The 16,472-nt window shown below is 30.9% G+C and carries 18 protein-coding genes; 10 read left to right on the top strand and 8 right to left on the bottom strand.

All coding sequences use genetic code 11. The features are described from left to right. Positions 1-6 precede the first annotated feature (6 nt). Complete coding sequence (locus tag PF022_RS06985; RefSeq protein WP_271023322.1) at positions 7-1,209, top strand: glycosyltransferase family 2 protein; 1,203 nt, start codon at positions 7-9, stop codon at positions 1,207-1,209. 42 nt (positions 1,210-1,251) lie between these two features. Continuing rightward, positions 1,252-1,761, top strand: a complete 510-nt coding sequence (gene tpx, locus PF022_RS06980; RefSeq protein ID WP_271021781.1) for a thiol peroxidase — start codon at positions 1,252-1,254, stop codon at positions 1,759-1,761. Here the strand turns inward: tpx and PF022_RS06975 are convergent. The 3 genes from PF022_RS06975 to PF022_RS06965 are packed head-to-tail and all read right to left on the bottom strand — an operon-like array spanning position 1,758 to position 5,301. Next, positions 1,758-2,300: a UbiX family flavin prenyltransferase gene (locus tag PF022_RS06975; RefSeq protein ID WP_271021780.1), complete on the bottom strand. Its 543-nt coding sequence runs from the start codon at positions 2,298-2,300 to the stop codon at positions 1,758-1,760. The two genes, tpx and PF022_RS06975, sit on opposite strands and share 4 nt — an antisense overlap. Continuing rightward, complete coding sequence (flgA, locus tag PF022_RS06970; protein ID WP_271021779.1) at positions 2,297-3,184, bottom strand: flagellar basal body P-ring formation chaperone FlgA; 888 nt, start codon at positions 3,182-3,184, stop codon at positions 2,297-2,299. Before flgA ends, PF022_RS06975 begins: the two co-directional genes overlap by 4 nt. After that, on the bottom strand, positions 3,181-5,301 hold the full coding sequence (locus PF022_RS06965) for a heavy metal translocating P-type ATPase (protein WP_271023321.1): 2,121 nt from the start codon (positions 5,299-5,301) through the stop codon (positions 3,181-3,183). The genes flgA and PF022_RS06965 overlap by 4 nt, the downstream gene beginning before the upstream one ends. Before the next feature lie 80 nt (positions 5,302-5,381). Between PF022_RS06965 and PF022_RS06960 the strand changes: the two genes are divergently transcribed. The 6 genes from PF022_RS06960 to PF022_RS06935 are packed head-to-tail and all read left to right on the top strand — an operon-like array spanning position 5,382 to position 11,092. Beyond that, positions 5,382-6,407: a ribonucleotide-diphosphate reductase subunit beta gene (locus PF022_RS06960; protein WP_271021777.1), complete on the top strand. Its 1,026-nt coding sequence runs from the start codon at positions 5,382-5,384 to the stop codon at positions 6,405-6,407. Then, positions 6,397-7,119, top strand: coding sequence for a carbon-nitrogen hydrolase family protein (locus tag PF022_RS06955; RefSeq protein WP_271021776.1), 723 nt, complete (start codon positions 6,397-6,399; stop codon positions 7,117-7,119). Before PF022_RS06960 ends, PF022_RS06955 begins: the two co-directional genes overlap by 11 nt. Continuing rightward, complete coding sequence (locus tag PF022_RS06950) at positions 7,119-7,748, top strand: protein-L-isoaspartate(D-aspartate) O-methyltransferase (protein WP_271021775.1); 630 nt, start codon at positions 7,119-7,121, stop codon at positions 7,746-7,748. Before PF022_RS06955 ends, PF022_RS06950 begins: the two co-directional genes overlap by 1 nt. A gap of 20 nt (positions 7,749-7,768) precedes the next feature. Continuing rightward, positions 7,769-8,929: an aspartate aminotransferase family protein gene (locus tag PF022_RS06945; protein WP_271021774.1), complete on the top strand. Its 1,161-nt coding sequence runs from the start codon at positions 7,769-7,771 to the stop codon at positions 8,927-8,929. Positions 8,930-8,985: 56 nt separating this feature from the next. Next, positions 8,986-9,804, top strand: coding sequence for a universal stress protein (locus PF022_RS06940; RefSeq protein ID WP_271021772.1), 819 nt, complete (start codon positions 8,986-8,988; stop codon positions 9,802-9,804). Between the two features lie 10 nt (positions 9,805-9,814). After that, complete coding sequence (locus PF022_RS06935; RefSeq protein ID WP_271021771.1) at positions 9,815-11,092, top strand: ComEC/Rec2 family competence protein; 1,278 nt, start codon at positions 9,815-9,817, stop codon at positions 11,090-11,092. On the opposite strand, the gene PF022_RS06930 is transcribed toward PF022_RS06935, so the two are convergent. The 5 genes from PF022_RS06930 to PF022_RS06910 all read right to left on the bottom strand — a co-directional run bounded on the left by PF022_RS06930 (position 11,031) and on the right by PF022_RS06910 (position 14,966). Next, a complete protein-coding gene (locus PF022_RS06930) occupies positions 11,031-11,909 on the bottom strand; it encodes a DMT family transporter (RefSeq protein ID WP_271021769.1) in 879 nt (292 codons plus the stop codon). The two genes, PF022_RS06935 and PF022_RS06930, sit on opposite strands and share 62 nt — an antisense overlap. Then, entirely contained in the window at positions 11,902-13,362 is a 1,461-nt protein-coding gene (locus PF022_RS06925) for a sugar phosphate nucleotidyltransferase (protein WP_271023320.1), read from the bottom strand. The genes PF022_RS06930 and PF022_RS06925 overlap by 8 nt, the downstream gene beginning before the upstream one ends. 2 nt (positions 13,363-13,364) lie before the next feature. After that, the gene (locus PF022_RS06920) at positions 13,365-14,468 is read right to left on the bottom strand and encodes a CDP-glycerol glycerophosphotransferase family protein (protein ID WP_271023318.1); all 1,104 of its coding nucleotides are present in this window, start codon (positions 14,466-14,468) and stop codon (positions 13,365-13,367) included. Continuing rightward, positions 14,465-14,737, bottom strand: a complete 273-nt coding sequence (locus PF022_RS06915; protein ID WP_271023317.1) for a hypothetical protein — start codon at positions 14,735-14,737, stop codon at positions 14,465-14,467. Before PF022_RS06915 ends, PF022_RS06920 begins: the two co-directional genes overlap by 4 nt. A gap of 97 nt (positions 14,738-14,834) precedes the next feature. Continuing rightward, positions 14,835-14,966 carry a hypothetical protein gene (locus PF022_RS06910; RefSeq protein ID WP_271023316.1) on the bottom strand — a complete coding sequence of 44 codons (132 nt, stop codon included), beginning with the start codon at positions 14,964-14,966 and terminating at the stop codon, positions 14,835-14,837. 108 nt (positions 14,967-15,074) lie between these two features. Between PF022_RS06910 and PF022_RS06905 the strand changes: the two genes are divergently transcribed. Beyond that, positions 15,075-15,617 (top strand): DUF502 domain-containing protein, encoded by a 543-nt coding sequence (locus PF022_RS06905; protein ID WP_271021764.1) that lies wholly within the window; start codon positions 15,075-15,077, stop codon positions 15,615-15,617. Then, positions 15,617-16,465 carry a menaquinone biosynthesis prenyltransferase MqnP gene (mqnP, locus tag PF022_RS06900; protein WP_271023315.1) on the top strand — a complete coding sequence of 283 codons (849 nt, stop codon included), beginning with the start codon at positions 15,617-15,619 and terminating at the stop codon, positions 16,463-16,465. The genes PF022_RS06905 and mqnP overlap by 1 nt, the downstream gene beginning before the upstream one ends. Positions 16,466-16,472: the final 7 nt, after the last annotated feature.

Below are 16,472 nucleotides of genomic sequence, written 5' to 3'. Positions count from 1 at the left end.
TGCAAAATGGAAAACCCGCTAGTCTCAATAATAATACCAATACATAACGTAGAATCCTACCTAGCTAGATGTCTGCAATCAATAATAAATCAAACATATAAGAATCTTGACATAATCTTAGTTGATGATGGAAGCACTGATAATAGCCTAAATATAGCACTACAATACGCACAAAATGATAATAGGATTCTAATAATCCAAAAACCAAATGCACTGCAAAGTAGCGCAAAAAATATGGGACTAGAATTTATTCATGGTAGTGAGCTTAGAGAGTGTATATTTGGTAATACAACTAAAGTTACATCATATACACAAAACTCATTCAACGAAGAATCCAAAATAATAGACAAAGAAACAATACTAAAACACTTCACAACAAACAACAATCACATAAAAACAAACCTAGAAGATATAAGCACACTGCTAACACAAAAGCTACCAGAAGATTCGTGGATTAGATTTGTAGATTCTGATGATTATCTGCCACTAGATAGTATAGAAAGATGTGTTAGAGAAACACAAAACAACAAACACTTAGAGCTTGTTAGCCACAGTATAACAAATGATAATAACACAAACACAAACGATATAACTTGCGATTCTTTATGCAGATATGAATCTCTATCATACGATAATGGACTAGAAATGCTAAAAAATCACAAAAAATATATTTCTTCATTTTGTTGGCAAGGGATTATAAATACAAATATACTAAATAGATACAACTTGCGACATCAGTTAGGAATCTATTGTGAAGACTTAGATTTTGGGACGATATTATATGCTTTATGCAGGGGATTTTTATATAAAAACTTTATAGGTTATATCTACACAATAAGAGAAAATTCAACAATGCACTACACTAAAACAATGCCACAGAAAATGCCAAGAATCTTAGAACCACTAAGAGGACATTTTACAAATTACAAAGACTTGGGAGAATATTTTCTATCATATTCTAAAGTAATTGCAGCATTACACATATATAGATTCTACAAACAAATAAATTTACAAGATAAAAAAGCATACAAAAAATTATTCACAACATACATACTGCACTACATTTTACATTATAAAAACAAAGATATACTAAATCTAATAAATAAACTAAAAGAAGAAAAACTAATTAAATACCCAAGACTAATTTTTCTATACTCTAAAGCTAGGGAGATATACCGCCACCCTAGCAGAATCTTTAAGTCTAATTAGAAATGAATATTGTAAAATTTTAAAAAACTTTATGGAGGCTATATGCGTATTGTATCTTTTAAAGATCAAATCTTGCAACTACTAGGAGATGAACCAACACTAGATATAAAAGCACCAAAGGTATTGCTAAGAAGCAGGAATCTGTCATATGTAGAAATAGCAAAAGAAACAGAATCCCAAATAATAATGTCTCTACCTAGCCTTGATACTTCTGTATGCTCTAAACAAACAAAAGAAATAAACCAAAAACTAGCCTCCAAAGAGGGGTTTCATACAATTATAGTTAGTATGGATTTACCATTTGCGGCAAATAGATTTTGTGCAATTTCTGGGATTAGCAACCTAACCTTTGCTAGTGATTATGCAAATAAAAGTTTTGGCTATAAATATGGCACTCTAATAGGTAATGGAATCTTGGAAGGACTTCTAAGCAGGGCATTATTTGTAATTGATAAAGGGATCCTTGTTTATAAAGACTTTGCAAATGACATAAATGATAAGCTTGATTTTAATAAAATAGAAGATTTCTTAGCAAAAACATATAACTGCTAACTCCAACGCTTATAATCATAGTCTATCCCCAAACTATCGCACCATTTACCCAAAATTAGATTCTCAATATCATCTAATGTTCTCCCACTATAACTACCAAAAAGCGGAGGAGAAATCACAACTCCAAGCCGTGAGAGCTTTAACATATTCTCTAGCATAATAGCACTAAATGGCATTTCTCTAGGAGCAAGAAGCAATTTTCTACTTTCCTTTATCATCACATGTGCAACTCTAGTAATTAAAGTATCACTAATCCCACATGCAATCTTTGCTAAAGTATTACTAGAACAAGGGATAATAGCCATACAATCACATCTAAAAGACCCACTAGAAATACAAGATTCTAAAGCTGTATCATCAAAAATCGTTAAATTTTCTACACCGCTAAAATCAACCTTTATATCCTCACTCTGTAACACAAGCCTTGCACCATTTGATATGACAAGATACTTTTCAATCTCATTAGGCAAAATATTTAAAAACCTAAAACCCAAATAAATAGCACTAGCACCACTAATGCCAACTACAATACGCCTCATATAAGCTCACCCCTACCCTCGCTTATGATTCTTATTTGATATGTTTTTTTATCAATCTTGGCTTTTATTACATCTCCTATTGCCGCATTTTTTTGTGCTTCTAATAAAAACTCTAATAAAACACCATTCTCCCTTATGGCTACTATTACTTTATCTCCCTTTCTTACTACAATCTTTGGCACAAGCCTATCTTCTGTAACTATCACATCACTTGGAGTATAAGATCTAGCAGCGATATTTCCTAATTGTGAAGATTGCATAAGTGAGCTTGAAACTTTTTCAAATGGTATTGTTACTATTTTTGCATTATTGTATGATATCGTCTCACCACCGCTAATTGGAGAAACAGTCTGCACAACATCTAAAGTCGCATCAACATAATACTTAAAGAATATTTTCTTTCTTCTCTCATCTCCCTCTTGCATTAGCACATCAAATGTCCCCTCATTTCTCTTTAATAATCTTTTGCCAAAGTCAATTTCTTTAATCCAATCTCCCTCAAAGTCGAAAGGCGTCATCTGCTCTAGTATGATTTCTTTTATTTGTATATTATTTTGTCTATATTCTTGCAAGAATAAAGAAGCTATATATCTCTTAATCCCTTCAATATCACCACTACTCTCTTTTTTAAAGACAACAATAGGACCCTTAGCACCAGCTTGAATCCCCTCTTCTTCAAATTTATTTATAAGTTGTGAGCTTTTTACTCGAAATATATGTGAATTCTTTGGTATCTCAAATAGCATAAAGTCTTTTTCTATATCCTTAAATAGATGACTAGAATACACTTTATTATCCCTAAATCCATATTCCTCTTCTAAGACGACATAATCAAGCCCAAAGACATAATTAATAAACAAAGCCAAAAAAATAAAGATTCTCATAAATTAAACCTTAAGATTCTAAGTGCATTGCTAACTACACTAATGGAACTAAATGCCATAGCCATTCCTGCTAAAGTTGGCGTAAGCAAGATTCCAAATGGATAAAGAATCCCAAACGCAACAGGGATTAACACAATATTATATATGTAGGCAAAAAATAAATTTTGTTGTATGTTTTTTAGTGTTTGCTTTGAGATTTTAAACACAGATACAATGCCTTTAAGACTATTCTTTAAAAGCAATACATCTCCAACTTCTTTTGCTAATTCAGTCGCACCTACAAAGGATATTCCAAAACTTGCTTCCTTTAACGCCAGTGCATCATTTATCCCATCACCTACAAAGCACACTCCTCCGCTTTTATTTAACTCTATTATTTTTTCTACCTTTTTAGCAGGAGTAAGATTAAAGTAGAATTCGTCTATTTTCAACTCTTTTGCGACATTTCTAACTGATTCTTCATTATCCCCACTTAGAATAACTGGCGTGATATTCTCTCTCTTTAGCCACTTTACAACATCATAAGCCTCATCTCTAATGCTATCACTTAGATAAAATACGGCAATAATCTTGGAGCTATTACCAAATGCAACTGCATTATTCCTAGCGCCGCTAAACTCGCAATTAACTTGAGAACAAACCCAATCTAACGCACCAAAATAATATTCTTCGCCTCTAACGCTAGCTTTAATGCCTTTTGCTACAAAATATTCTTTCTTATCAAGTGTGCAAGATTCATAGTTATTTGTAAAGTTTAAAATAGCCTTAGCTATTGGGTGCGGATTATTTTCTTGCATTGCTTTTGCAATCTTTAGAATCTCTAATTGATCACAAGAAGATTCAAGTATAAAAAAGTCCTTTACCATTATTTCACCCCTAGTTAGAGTGCCTGTTTTATCAAATGCTATATATTTTATATCTTTTGTCTTTTCATATATTTCTGGTGTTTTTATCAAAATATCATCTCTCTTAGCTCTAATTGACGCACATACTATAGCTAATGGAACAGCAAGACCCAATGCGCAAGGACAAGATACAACCAAAATACAAGCTGCAATTGATAATGCAAAAATAGGAGAATATCCAATACTAACCCAAAACATAAAAGCTACCACACTAATTAACAAAACCAAAGGAACAAAAATAGATGCAATTTTATCAGCCAGGATTCCTATTTTTGGCTTTTTTACATGCGATAATTCCAAGAGATCTAACATTTCATAAACAAAAAACTCACTAGAATCTTTTGTAGATTCAACCATTATTTCTCCATGATATACGACACTGCCTGCAACAACCAAATCTCCTACCTTTAGATTCCTTGGCATTTCCTCACCATTTATATGAGTGCTACTAACTTCTGCTTCACCGCTAAGAATAACGCCATCAAGTGGAATTTTCTCGCCACCTATTACAAGACATTTATCGCCTTTTTTAATATCACTTATATCAATAAAAGTTTGATTATTATCCTTTAAGATTCTTGCCTTTTGTGGCAGAATTTGCGTTAGAAGTCCTAGTTCATCATTTGCATTTTTTTTTGCTTTTGACTTTATATATTCTCCAAATAGAACAAAACAAATAATCGAGCTTGAACCCTCAAAATAATATCCATCGCCAAAATCATAGAAAAATAAGTATAAAGAATAAAAATAAGCAACAGAAGTCCCAAGTGCAATAAGCACATTCATATCAGCACTTTTCGTTTTAAATACACTTAAAGATGCTTTATAAAATGGATATGCACAATAAAATTGCACAAATGAAGCAAATAATAATTGCAAAAATGCAGACATTGAACTATGCCAACCACTCATATGCAAAATAAAAATAACCAAAAAACAAGGCACAGCAACGAAGAATCTCTTCTTTAAATCATTAATGTATTTTATTTCTAATTCTTTTGAATTATCCACTAAAGCACTAAATCCATAAGAATTTATAAGATTGATTATTTCTTGTGTATTAATAGAATTTTCATGAGATATTTTTGCTTTTCCACTTACTACATTTATTTTTACATTTTTTATAGATTCTAACTTTAAAAGATTTTTTTCAATAGTAGAAGAACACGCTGAACAATGCATTCCACCGATACTTAATCTAGCTACTTCCATATAAATCTCCAAAGTTATTTTTCAGTATTTTTTATGAAATAATGCTTTATACTTGCTTTTTAATTTCTTAAGGGTTTTTAATGATAAATAGAAAGAAAATATATAATCCAAACTCCACTGAAGGCGTAAATGACAGAAAAATTTTTGGCGGAAATCCAACAAGTATTTTTGAGCTTAATAAAATAAAATATCAATGGGCGTATAACCTATGGAAAGTAATGCTTGCAAACTCATGGTTCCCAGAAGAAGTCAATATGACGCAAGATAAAAGAGACTATACAGATGGACTAACACCAGAGGAAAAAATAGGCTATGATAGGGCTTTAGCGCAACTTATATTTATGGATTCTCTTCAAACTAATAATCTAATTGATAATGTAAATCCATATGTAACAAGCCCAGAGATAAATCTAATTCTAGTGCGTCAAGCATTTGAAGAGGCATTGCATTCACAAAGCTATGCAGTAATGGTTGAATCAATTTCTGCTAACACAGATGAAATCTATGAAATGTGGCGAACAGATATGCACCTAAGAAGTAAAAATGATTATATTGCAAATGTTTATGAAGAGCTTGCCAAAAATCCGACAGAAGAAGCATTGCTAAAGGCTATGTTTGCAAATCAAATTTTAGAAGGCATTTATTTTTATTCTGGTTTTGCATACTTCTACACTCTTGCACGAAGTGGTAAAATGCTAGGAAGTGCTCAAATGATAAGATTCATACAAAGAGATGAAGTAACACACTTATTATTATTCCAAAATATGATCAAATCTCTAAAAAAAGAAATGCCTCATCTTTTCACAAAATCACTAGAAGAAGAAGTTATAGAAATGTTCAAAGAAGCGGTGAAAATAGAAACTGCATGGGGAATTTATATAACTCAAGGCAAGATTTTGGGGCTAACTAGCGAGATAATAGAAGAATATATATGCTATCTTGCAGATGATAGACTAAAAAAAATAGGAATGTCACCAATATACAACGCAAAACACCCTATAAAATGGGTGGAATCTTTTAGCTCATTTAATGACCAAAAGACCAATTTCTTTGAAGGCAATGTTACAAACTATGCAAAGGGGAGTATAAATTTTGATGATTTCTAAGCAACTATACGCATTACAAGCAAAAACAAAGCAAAATTTTGAGGACAATCTAAACCACATAAGAGAGCTAATAATAAACTGCGATTTAGATTCAATTATACTCTTGCCTGAAGTATGTTTGACTAATTTTGCCTATCAAAAAATGGAAGAAGCATCAGAGTTTGCTAAAGTTGCAACACAAGCATTACTTGATCTATCACAAGAAAAAACAATAGTAACTACAATGATAGAAAAATATAAAGATGGCTTTTACAACAATCTAAAGGTATTTCATAACAAAGAACTATTGCACAAGCAGAGCAAAAATAAATTATTTCCACTAGGCAATGAACATTTGCACTTTAAAGCAGGCGACATAGAAGAAATTACACCATTTAACATAGATGGCTTAAAATGTGGTGCTATAAATTGTTTTGAACTTAGATTTATAGAACTTTGGGAGAGATTAAAGGGTTGCGATTTGATACTTGTCCCTGCCCAATGGAGCAAAGAAAGAAAAGACAACTTTGAGACCCTAACAAAAGCACTAGCAATCACAACGCAAAGCTTCGTAATAGCAAGTAATGGTGCAAATGATAGCATGGCAAAAGGAAGTGGAATCATAACTCCACTTGGATATGAAACTAGAGATGACACAAAAGAAATAATAAATCTAAAAGCAAACTTCAATGAAGTAGCAAAAGCAAGAAAATTCATTGACATAGGATTATAATGCAATCTGTAAAGACAGCCAATATGGTAAAAGAAATACACAGAAGATTCTCCATAAGCAAAGAAGTTGAAAATGCTATTTTAAGTGTAAATAGAGAAATTTTTGTACCTAGTGGATTTTCTTACATGGCATATAGCCTAGATGCATTACCTATGGCAGCAGATCAATGGATAAGCTCTCCTCTAACGGTTGCTAAAATGACTGAATATTTAAAATGCAATGGTGCTGATAGTGTGCTAGAGATAGGCTGTGGCAGTGGATACCAAGCTGCAATTTTAAGCAAAATAATAAGAAGAGTATTTAGCATAGAAAGAATTGATAAACTACTGCTAGAAGCAAGAGAAAGAATAAAGCTGTGCAATATAAGCAATATACACACAAAGCTAGATGATGGACAAAATGGCTGGAGTGCTTATGCACCATTTGATAGGATATTATTTTCTGCCTCTCCTATGGAAATACCAAATGCAATAATAAGCCAACTAAATGAAGGTGGAATCCTAGTTGCACCAATACAAACAAACAACAAACAAATAATCACAAGATGGACTAAGAAAAATGGGTGCTTAGAAAATAAAGAAGAGCTTGAATCTTGTGCTTTTGTCCCAGTAAAAAATGGTTTAGAATAATTTAATTTAGGGGGGATATTATGGAAAACATGGACTTAAAATATGTAATGCATACTTATGCTAGAAATTATACCTATTTTGTTAGAGGTAAAAATGCTACTTTATTTGACAAAAGTGGCTTAGATTATATTGACTTTACTTCAGGCATAGGTGTATGCAGTGTAGGACATGGGAACAAAAAATTATCCAAAACAATTGAGATTCAAAGCAAGAATCTAATTCATACTTCTAATCTATACGCAATAGAACCACAAGCAAAACTGGCAAAAAAGTTAGTCAAACTAAGCGGATATGATATGAGGGTTTTTTTCTCAAACTCTGGTGCTGAAGCTAATGAATGTGCTATTAAAATTGCTAGAAAATTTGGGAATTCATCTAATAGATATGAAATAATCACACTTGATTCGTCGTTTCACGGACGCACGATTACAACACTAAAAGCAACAGCACAAGAAAAAATGCACAAATTTTTTAATCCATTTCCAGATGGATTTGTCTATGCAAAAGACTTAGATGATATAAGAAATAAAATAACTGATAAAACATGTGCAGTAATGCTAGAGCTAATACAAGGTGAAGGTGGAATCTCTCCACTAGATAAACACAAAGTGCAATCCATAGCAAAATATCTAAAAAAGAAAAATATATTACTAATACTAGATGAAGTGCAAAGTGGAATTTATAGAAGTGGAGAATTGTTTGCCTCAACATTATATGATATAACACCAGATATAATAACCACCGCAAAAGGCTTAGGTGGTGGTGTGCCAATAGGTGCTACATTAAGCACACTAAAAGATATTTTCTCATTTGGAGATCATGGAAGCACATTTGGTGGCAACTTCCTATCAACAAGCGCTGCACTAACAACACTTGATATACTAAGCAATCTAAAAGAAAATCACAAACTAGATAAAACAATAAAATACTTCAACAAAAAGCTAGAAAAATTCCAAAAAGAATATTGCGATATTTTTACACAAAAAGTAGGAATCGGGCTTATGCTGGGCCTTAGAATGAAAGATGAAAATACCCTAAAGACACTAATACACAAAGCTCATAAAAATAGGGTGCTAATCTTAAAAAGTGGCAAAAATACCGCAAGATTCCTTCCTCCTCTTACAATATCAAAAGATGAAATAAACGAAGGTTTTAAAAGATTAAAAAAATCCATAATTTAAATTACATTTTATTTTTTTATTATAAAATGAAATGATATTTATAATGGGGGGGTTATATGAAAGACAGAATCGTGGTGGCTACGGACTTTTCAGACAAAAGTTTGGTTGCATTAACTAAAGCAATCTATTTAGCAAAAAAATTACAATATACTTTAGATGTCGTGCATATAGTAGAATACTCTATATTCCACGATCCAAAAAAAGATAAAAAAGCCGGTAAAAATGCTCTAGCAAAATTTATTGAAGATAAATTTCCAAACCCAGAAGTTGAAATACAGCAATTTTGCTATGTAGGATCTATTAAGAATCTTTGCGAACATGCTGATGAGAGAGGATGCAGACTTTTATGTATAGGTGCAACAGGAGAAAATCACAACATATCAGAAATACTACTTGGCTCAACAACAAAACAAATCATAAAAAAATCAAACACACCAATACTAGTAGCAAAAAATGAATCTCTATCTGATTATGTAAATATTTTTTCACCAACTGACTTTTCAGATTTGTCTATAAAAGTCGCAAAAACAACAAAAAAGATTTTCCCAAATGCAAAAATAATTTTTTATCACATGATCAATAGACCATTTGAAATGAGACTTGGACATTATGGTGCTAATGATGATGAGATAGAAAAATATAATCAAAAATCAGAACAAAAGGCAAAAGAACAATCAAGAAAATTTTTAAAAAACTTTAAAGATAAAAATGAAGTTGTGCTAGATAGTGGGATTTTGTCTTATACTAGACTGCTAAGTGTTGCAGAAAGCAAGAATGCATCATTAATAGCACTACCTACAAGTGGTAAAGTTAGCTTTTTTGCAATTGATGTTTTAGAGAATTCTCAAAGTGATGTTCTTATTTGGAAAGTATAAATAAGCAATAATGAACGCCCCTTTATTTACAAACAATAAAGAGAGGGTGTTTTTCTTTTTATTCTTATTAATCATATTAGCACTCACACTTTCTTATAAATACTATATTTTCCTAGAGTTAAAAGCACAAAAAACACCACTAATACAAGCACAAGTCTTGCTTCAATATACAAAACACAAGAATAATAATGAATATTTTGTATTAAAGTTAAAAAGTGATTTTGGAAACTTTTATACAACTTCAAAAGAAGACTTACAAAATATACAAGGTAGATTAATAAACTTGCGTGTTATATTTAATAAAGTCTCTTTTTTGGGATTCTTGCGTGGATTTTATGCACCTAGCTTTAATATAATCCTACTAAAAGAAAAACCAATAAACAACAAAATAAAAGAACTCATAATAAGCCAACATAACACACAAATAATGCAAGAATACTATCTATCACTATTCTTAGCAGAATCCCTACCAAAAGAGTGGCGTTCTCTAGTGCAGGGCTATGGAATATCACATATATTTGCCATATCTGGTTATCATGCTGGAATCTTAAGTGCAATTAGTTTTTTTATGCTTGGTCTATTTTATGTTCCATTGCATAAAAGATATTTTCCATATAGAAATAAATTTTATGATTTAGGCTTCCTAGCACTTAGCATACTTGTCATATATTATCTATTCTTAACACAATCCCCTTCATATCTTAGGGCTATTGCATTGTATGGATTTGGGTTTTTGATGTTTATAAGAGGGATAAATATCTTAAAGTTAGAAACTCTATTTTGGTGCGTTGCTATACTCTTAGCATTATTTCCTAGCCTTATATTTTCATTGGGATTTTATTTTTCATGTATGGGAGTGTTGTATATTTGTTTATTTTGCAAATATATAAACTTAAAGAGTGGGATTATAAATAAGATTCTATATATCGCTTTATTTAATATTTTTATATTTATAAACATGGCTATTATTTCTTATTATTTCTTTAATGAATTTTCATATCTATCAATACTATCACCAATTTTTACCTTACTTTTTGTAGTGTATTATCCATTGGTTTTATTCTTGCATTTATGTGGCTATGGAGGGATTTTAGATTCGTATCTTTTAGCATGGTTGGCAATAGATATAAACACAATCACACTTACAAAAAGTTATGTGCTATTTTTAGCTACGAATCTCTTAAGCCTACTAGCTATAAAGTTCAAAAGTGCATTTTTTATGCTTTTTATTTTGAATCTTTTGTTTTTTTGTTATGCGGTTTTCTCTCAGATACAAACACTCCAATAAGCACAAAAATAACACCAAAAATCTGCAACAAACTAAGCTTATAATCAAGCACAAAAAATGCAACAACAATCGTAATCACTGGAGTTAAATACACATAAATATTTGCTGATACTGCACCTATTAACTTTGTAGCATAAAACCACAAAACAAAACAAATCCCAGTCGAAAAAATGCCTACAAACAATAAGTTTATCGAATTTATAAAATCCAAACTTTTATAAAATGCAAAATTAAAATCAAACACAAAAGACAATGGCAAAATTAACAAAAGCCCATAAAATAGAATCTTCCGCACACAAAAGATAATATTATAATGCAATAATTTAGCAATCAAAATAGCATACAATCCCCAAGATACGCTAGATAATAAAGCTAAAATATCACCCTTTAAATTAAAACTCAAAAAAGATTCAAAATTTAGCAACACTACGCCAAAAATCGAAATAAAAAATCCAACAAAAAATAATAAGTAAGGTTTTTCTATGCGTAAGAAGAATGCACATATACATGTCCATAAGGGCGAAGTGGCAATTATAATGCTCACATTTGAAGGGCTTGATATTTCCATGCTCAAATTCAAAAACAAATTATAAAACACAATTCCAAGCAATGAAGCAAGTAAAAATAATAGCTCTTCTTTAAGACTAAGAATCTTGCAAAATTTAGGATAAACAATAAGCAAAAACAAATATCCAATAAAACACTGCAAAACAAGCAATGTAAATGGATTAAAAGATTCTAATAATAGACTTGTTTGGATATACAAACTAGACCAAATAAATACCGATAAAAACGCTAACAAATGACCTTTAAGCATTGTTTTCCATGAGATATTTTAAATTTGCATGGAATCTTACTAAATAATCTCTAGCTAAAGGATAATCATCATAAATAAATCCCCACAATGCCCATATATAATTTGCTATTGCTTGCCCCTTTATCACGCTATCATACTTTATATCACCATACATTTGACATACTTTGTTAATCTCGCTCTCACACATAAGCAATTCTGATGTAAAATTCCCAAGTTCTAATGCAATAGAAGTAAATTCGGCATATTCAAAATCAATAAAACAAACATTATCCCCATCATATAAGATATTTGGCAATTGCAAATCCCTATGACACAACACACTAGGAGCGGTATCTAGCTCTTTTGCTATATTAAGCAGAAATCTCTTTTCTATTTTTGAAATTAGAATTACTTTAGCTTCTTGTTCATATTTTTTAATTTCATTTACAAGCGATAATTTTGGTATATAACTATAATCTTCATGTTTGATTTTATGCAATATATGCATTTGGCTTATTATTTTCTCCAAGACATTATCATTTAGCTCATTACATTTTAGATGATGATAACTCTGCAAAAAATCACTCAAACGAATCCCACTTTCATAGAACTCGCATTTTGGAGTGATGTTATATTTTTCTATAATCTCAAAAATTTGTCTTTCTTTTTTTCTATTTATTATTCTATCTATATCTTTATTTGCAATTCTAATTACTTTATCTTTGCCTAAGAATCTTATTTTGTAATTTATATTTGTAATTCCAGCTAACCTAGTAGCCTCTCCATTATCAGAACATGCTTGTGCTACTTCTTGTGGGGTTAGCATATTTTGTTGCAAGGCATCTTTAAAGCTATCTATTTCTACATAAAATTCTCCATTATCAAACACATATACTCTAGTGTATCTAAATAGCTCTAAAAATAAAGCCTCCCAATACTCATCATCACTACATTTAGCTAGAGATTCCAAGATATAAGGCATATCAGATTCATTATCAAAAAATGCTACACCATCTCCTAGTGAATTTGCACAATCAATATCAATATCTAAAAGCACACAATCGCTACTAGTAGCATAACCCCAGCATTTATCTTTGATTACTTGAGCCAATATTTGCGTAACGCCAAATCGTGCATGATTTAAAGGAGACTTAGTTAAATACAAATCACCATTTAAAACTAAAGTTCCCTTTTGTATGAAATCTTTTGCAAACTTTAATGAGGCAGCACTATTTTTACCTTCATAGTCTTCAAAAACTATTTTTGTAAAGCCAAGCTTCTTTTGTAGCTCATCAAAAGATTCATGCTTATACCCACATACAACAACTATATCATCAAAGCCATTGTCTAATAAAAGCTCAATATTGTGCTCTAAAATACTCTTACCATAAACCAATAAAAGTGGCTTTGGCGTATGCAAAGTCATAGGTCTTAGTCTGCTACCAAGCCCTGCTGCTAGAATTATAGCTCTCAAAATTATCCCCCTAAAATATCGCCTATATAATCTAAAATAGCTTCACAAGACTTACCTATGTTATAGACTTCATCTTCTCTCATTTGTTTATATCTTGCTTCTTCTTTTTTATAGTCTATATTGTCCATTAACTTTTTTAGGGATTCTAAACTACTTGCTCTTAAATCACTAAATACATACTCTCCATTTGCTAATTCGCTATCATTCATAGGATATGGCATAAAAAATAAACAAGGACGTAATGTAGTATAAGAAAAAAGCCTACTAGTAGAACTCCAATCAGTAATCATAAATGATATATTATTAAAAAAATCATATCCAATAGAATTATTGAAGCTAAATCTTTTTTCGTCTCTAAATCTGCTTAGTATAGTTTTATAATATGAATGATTATTAGAAAATGCTAGTGGGTGAGCTCTATACACAATATTAAAAGTTGTGTTTTTAAGCAACCATTCAATTATTAGAATCTCTAATCCTGCAAATATATTTACATTAGCTTTTCTATCATATTCTACATACCTTAATGTAGGTGCATAGCATATTGTATTAGTATCTTTAAAAGTATAATTTTTAATAGCATAATCAAGCTGTGGATAACCGCATTTTATAAGCTTATTTGAATCTTTTTCTTTAAATCCTTCTAATGCTCTCTTGCTAGGCACTAAAACCCCTGTATGATACTCCAAGTTCCCACAAGCACCATTTAGTCTATGTGGTAGATAGATTCTCTTTGCAGTCTTACTTAAAAATGTCTTATCTATCTTGCCTTCTAAATACCCAACCTCATCTGCAGTAATTATTAGATCAATATTAGGTATATCCATATTTAGATAATATGTCTGATTATTCTCAACAATTATCCAAGGTATAAACATGCTATGATGACCCTTCTTTTCAAACTCATCATTACATTTCATAGAATACACAACAATTACATTATATCTCTCCATTAACCTTTCTATTAGCTCACCATATTGAGATCTATAAGTTGGATAATATGAGACTATTACTATATTTTCCCTATCATTACTTAGCTTAGATTCTAACTCCTTTTTTGTAATACTTATAAATTTGTTTATTTGTTCTTGCACCAAATCAATCATACTAAATCTCCATCTAAAAACTCTAATATATTTTGTCTTCTGTCTTCAAATGTTTCACTAAGAGTTTGCACCACAGAATCTAACTCACTAATAGAATGTGCAACATACGCTATTTTTGGTAATAGTAAATCCAATTTATCATCACTTAAAGACACATTATCATATCCCGGATAGAAGAAAATTGCTGGTTTTAAAAACGCACAAGTAAAAGCAAGCAATCTAGCAGAACTATCAGTTATCAAAAAATCACACTCACTAGCTTCAGACAAAGAATCTATTTGTTTTACATAGTGTAAAGAATCGCATACTGTCTCATTATATTTTTGTGGAGTTTTTGTGCTTGGAAGATATAATATATTATTGCTTTTAGCTATATTTTGCCCCCCTCCCCCGCAGAGAATTTAGAATCTCAATATTTACAATATCATAACTAACCATGCAATTTGCATGAATAGTATCTGTCTCAAGCCTAAATGATGGTGCATATAAAATATCCATGAATATCCCCTAATATTTTAAGATCATAAATTCTAACCAAATTTTGTTTTTTAACCAAAAAAAGATAAAATCACGCATACTTTTTAAGATTTTTTTCAAGGATTTTTGGTGAATAACTTTATCTCTAAAGTTAGTAAAGGCATCATTGCAATACTACCTTTTTTACTATTGTTTTGGATTTTTTCATTTGTCTATGACTTTTTTGAGGCAATTTTCCACTCCGTATTTGGCATTACAAACTCGAATCTTTTTATCACCATAGTGATTTTTATACTTAGCATTTGTCTTTTATACTACATAGGACATTTGCTAGACAAGAATAAGGAATTTTTGCTAATTAGTATAACAGAGATGATAATTGCTAAGATTCCATTGGTAAAGAGTATATATTCAGGCATCAAAGAAGTGTTAAATATCTTCTCTGGCAAGGGCAAAGAAGGGTATCTTGGGGTAGCATATGTAAATGTGGGCACAATGGAGTTAATGGGATTTATAACAAAAGATGAAGGTGAGTTTTTTTGGGTATTTATACCAACAACGCCAAACCCAACTTCAGGATTCATCGCCAAAATAAGCAAAGAAAATATAAGAATGTCCAACCTATCTGTAAGTGATGGATTTAAGAAAATCATCTCTCTAGGCGTAAAGTGATGCTGCAAAAAATAAAAGACTTTAAAGAGCTTGTAATGTTTGAACATAGCATTTTTTCACTACCATTTATTTTCATTGCTATGATCACTGCACAAAATGGTTGGTTTGGATTAAAACTGCTTATATTTGGGATTATAGCCACATTAAGTGCCAGAAATTTTGCTATGGCATTTAATAGATATGCTGATAGGAAATTTGATATAACAAATCCACGCACACAAAATAGACCAAGTGTAGATGGCAGAATCTCACCTAATGGAATGCTAATTTTTATCTTGGTTAATGCGATAATTTTTGTGCTTATAGGATATTTTATAAATCCTCTGTGTTTTTATATTTCTTTTCCTATTTTAATAGTCCTTGCTAGTTATTCTTTAATGAAGAGATTTACATCAATGGCACATTTAATGCTAGGATTATCACTAGGATTAGCACCTATTGCTGGGGTGATTGCGGTTTTAGGATATGTGCCACTTTGGAGTGTGTATTTATGTCTTGGTGTGCTATTTTGGGTAGCTGGTTTTGATTTATTATATTCTCTACAAGATATAGCACATGATAAGAAAGAAGGTTTATATTCAATACCTAGCATATTTGGGGCTCAAAAAGCAATTTTAATTTCACGAATCTTCCATGTCTTTACAATAATATTTTGGGGTCTTTTTATTTATAATGCAAACTTAGGATTATATATGTATATTGGACTTTTAATATCTATGATTGCATTAACTTATGAGCATTATTTGGTGAGAAAAGACTTTAATAATATACCAAAGGCGTTTTTTGTTGTTAATGGTTATTTGGGTATTGTATTTTTAATATTCTGCATAATTGATTTGATTCTTTAAGGATTTG

The sequence above is a fragment of the Helicobacter sp. WB40 genome (assembly GCF_027859275.1).
GTDB classification, from domain to species: Bacteria; Campylobacterota; Campylobacteria; order Campylobacterales; family Helicobacteraceae; genus Helicobacter_D; species Helicobacter_D ibis.
The sequence above is the reverse complement of the archived record's forward strand: the minus strand, read 5'-3'. Positions and strand labels throughout refer to the sequence as shown.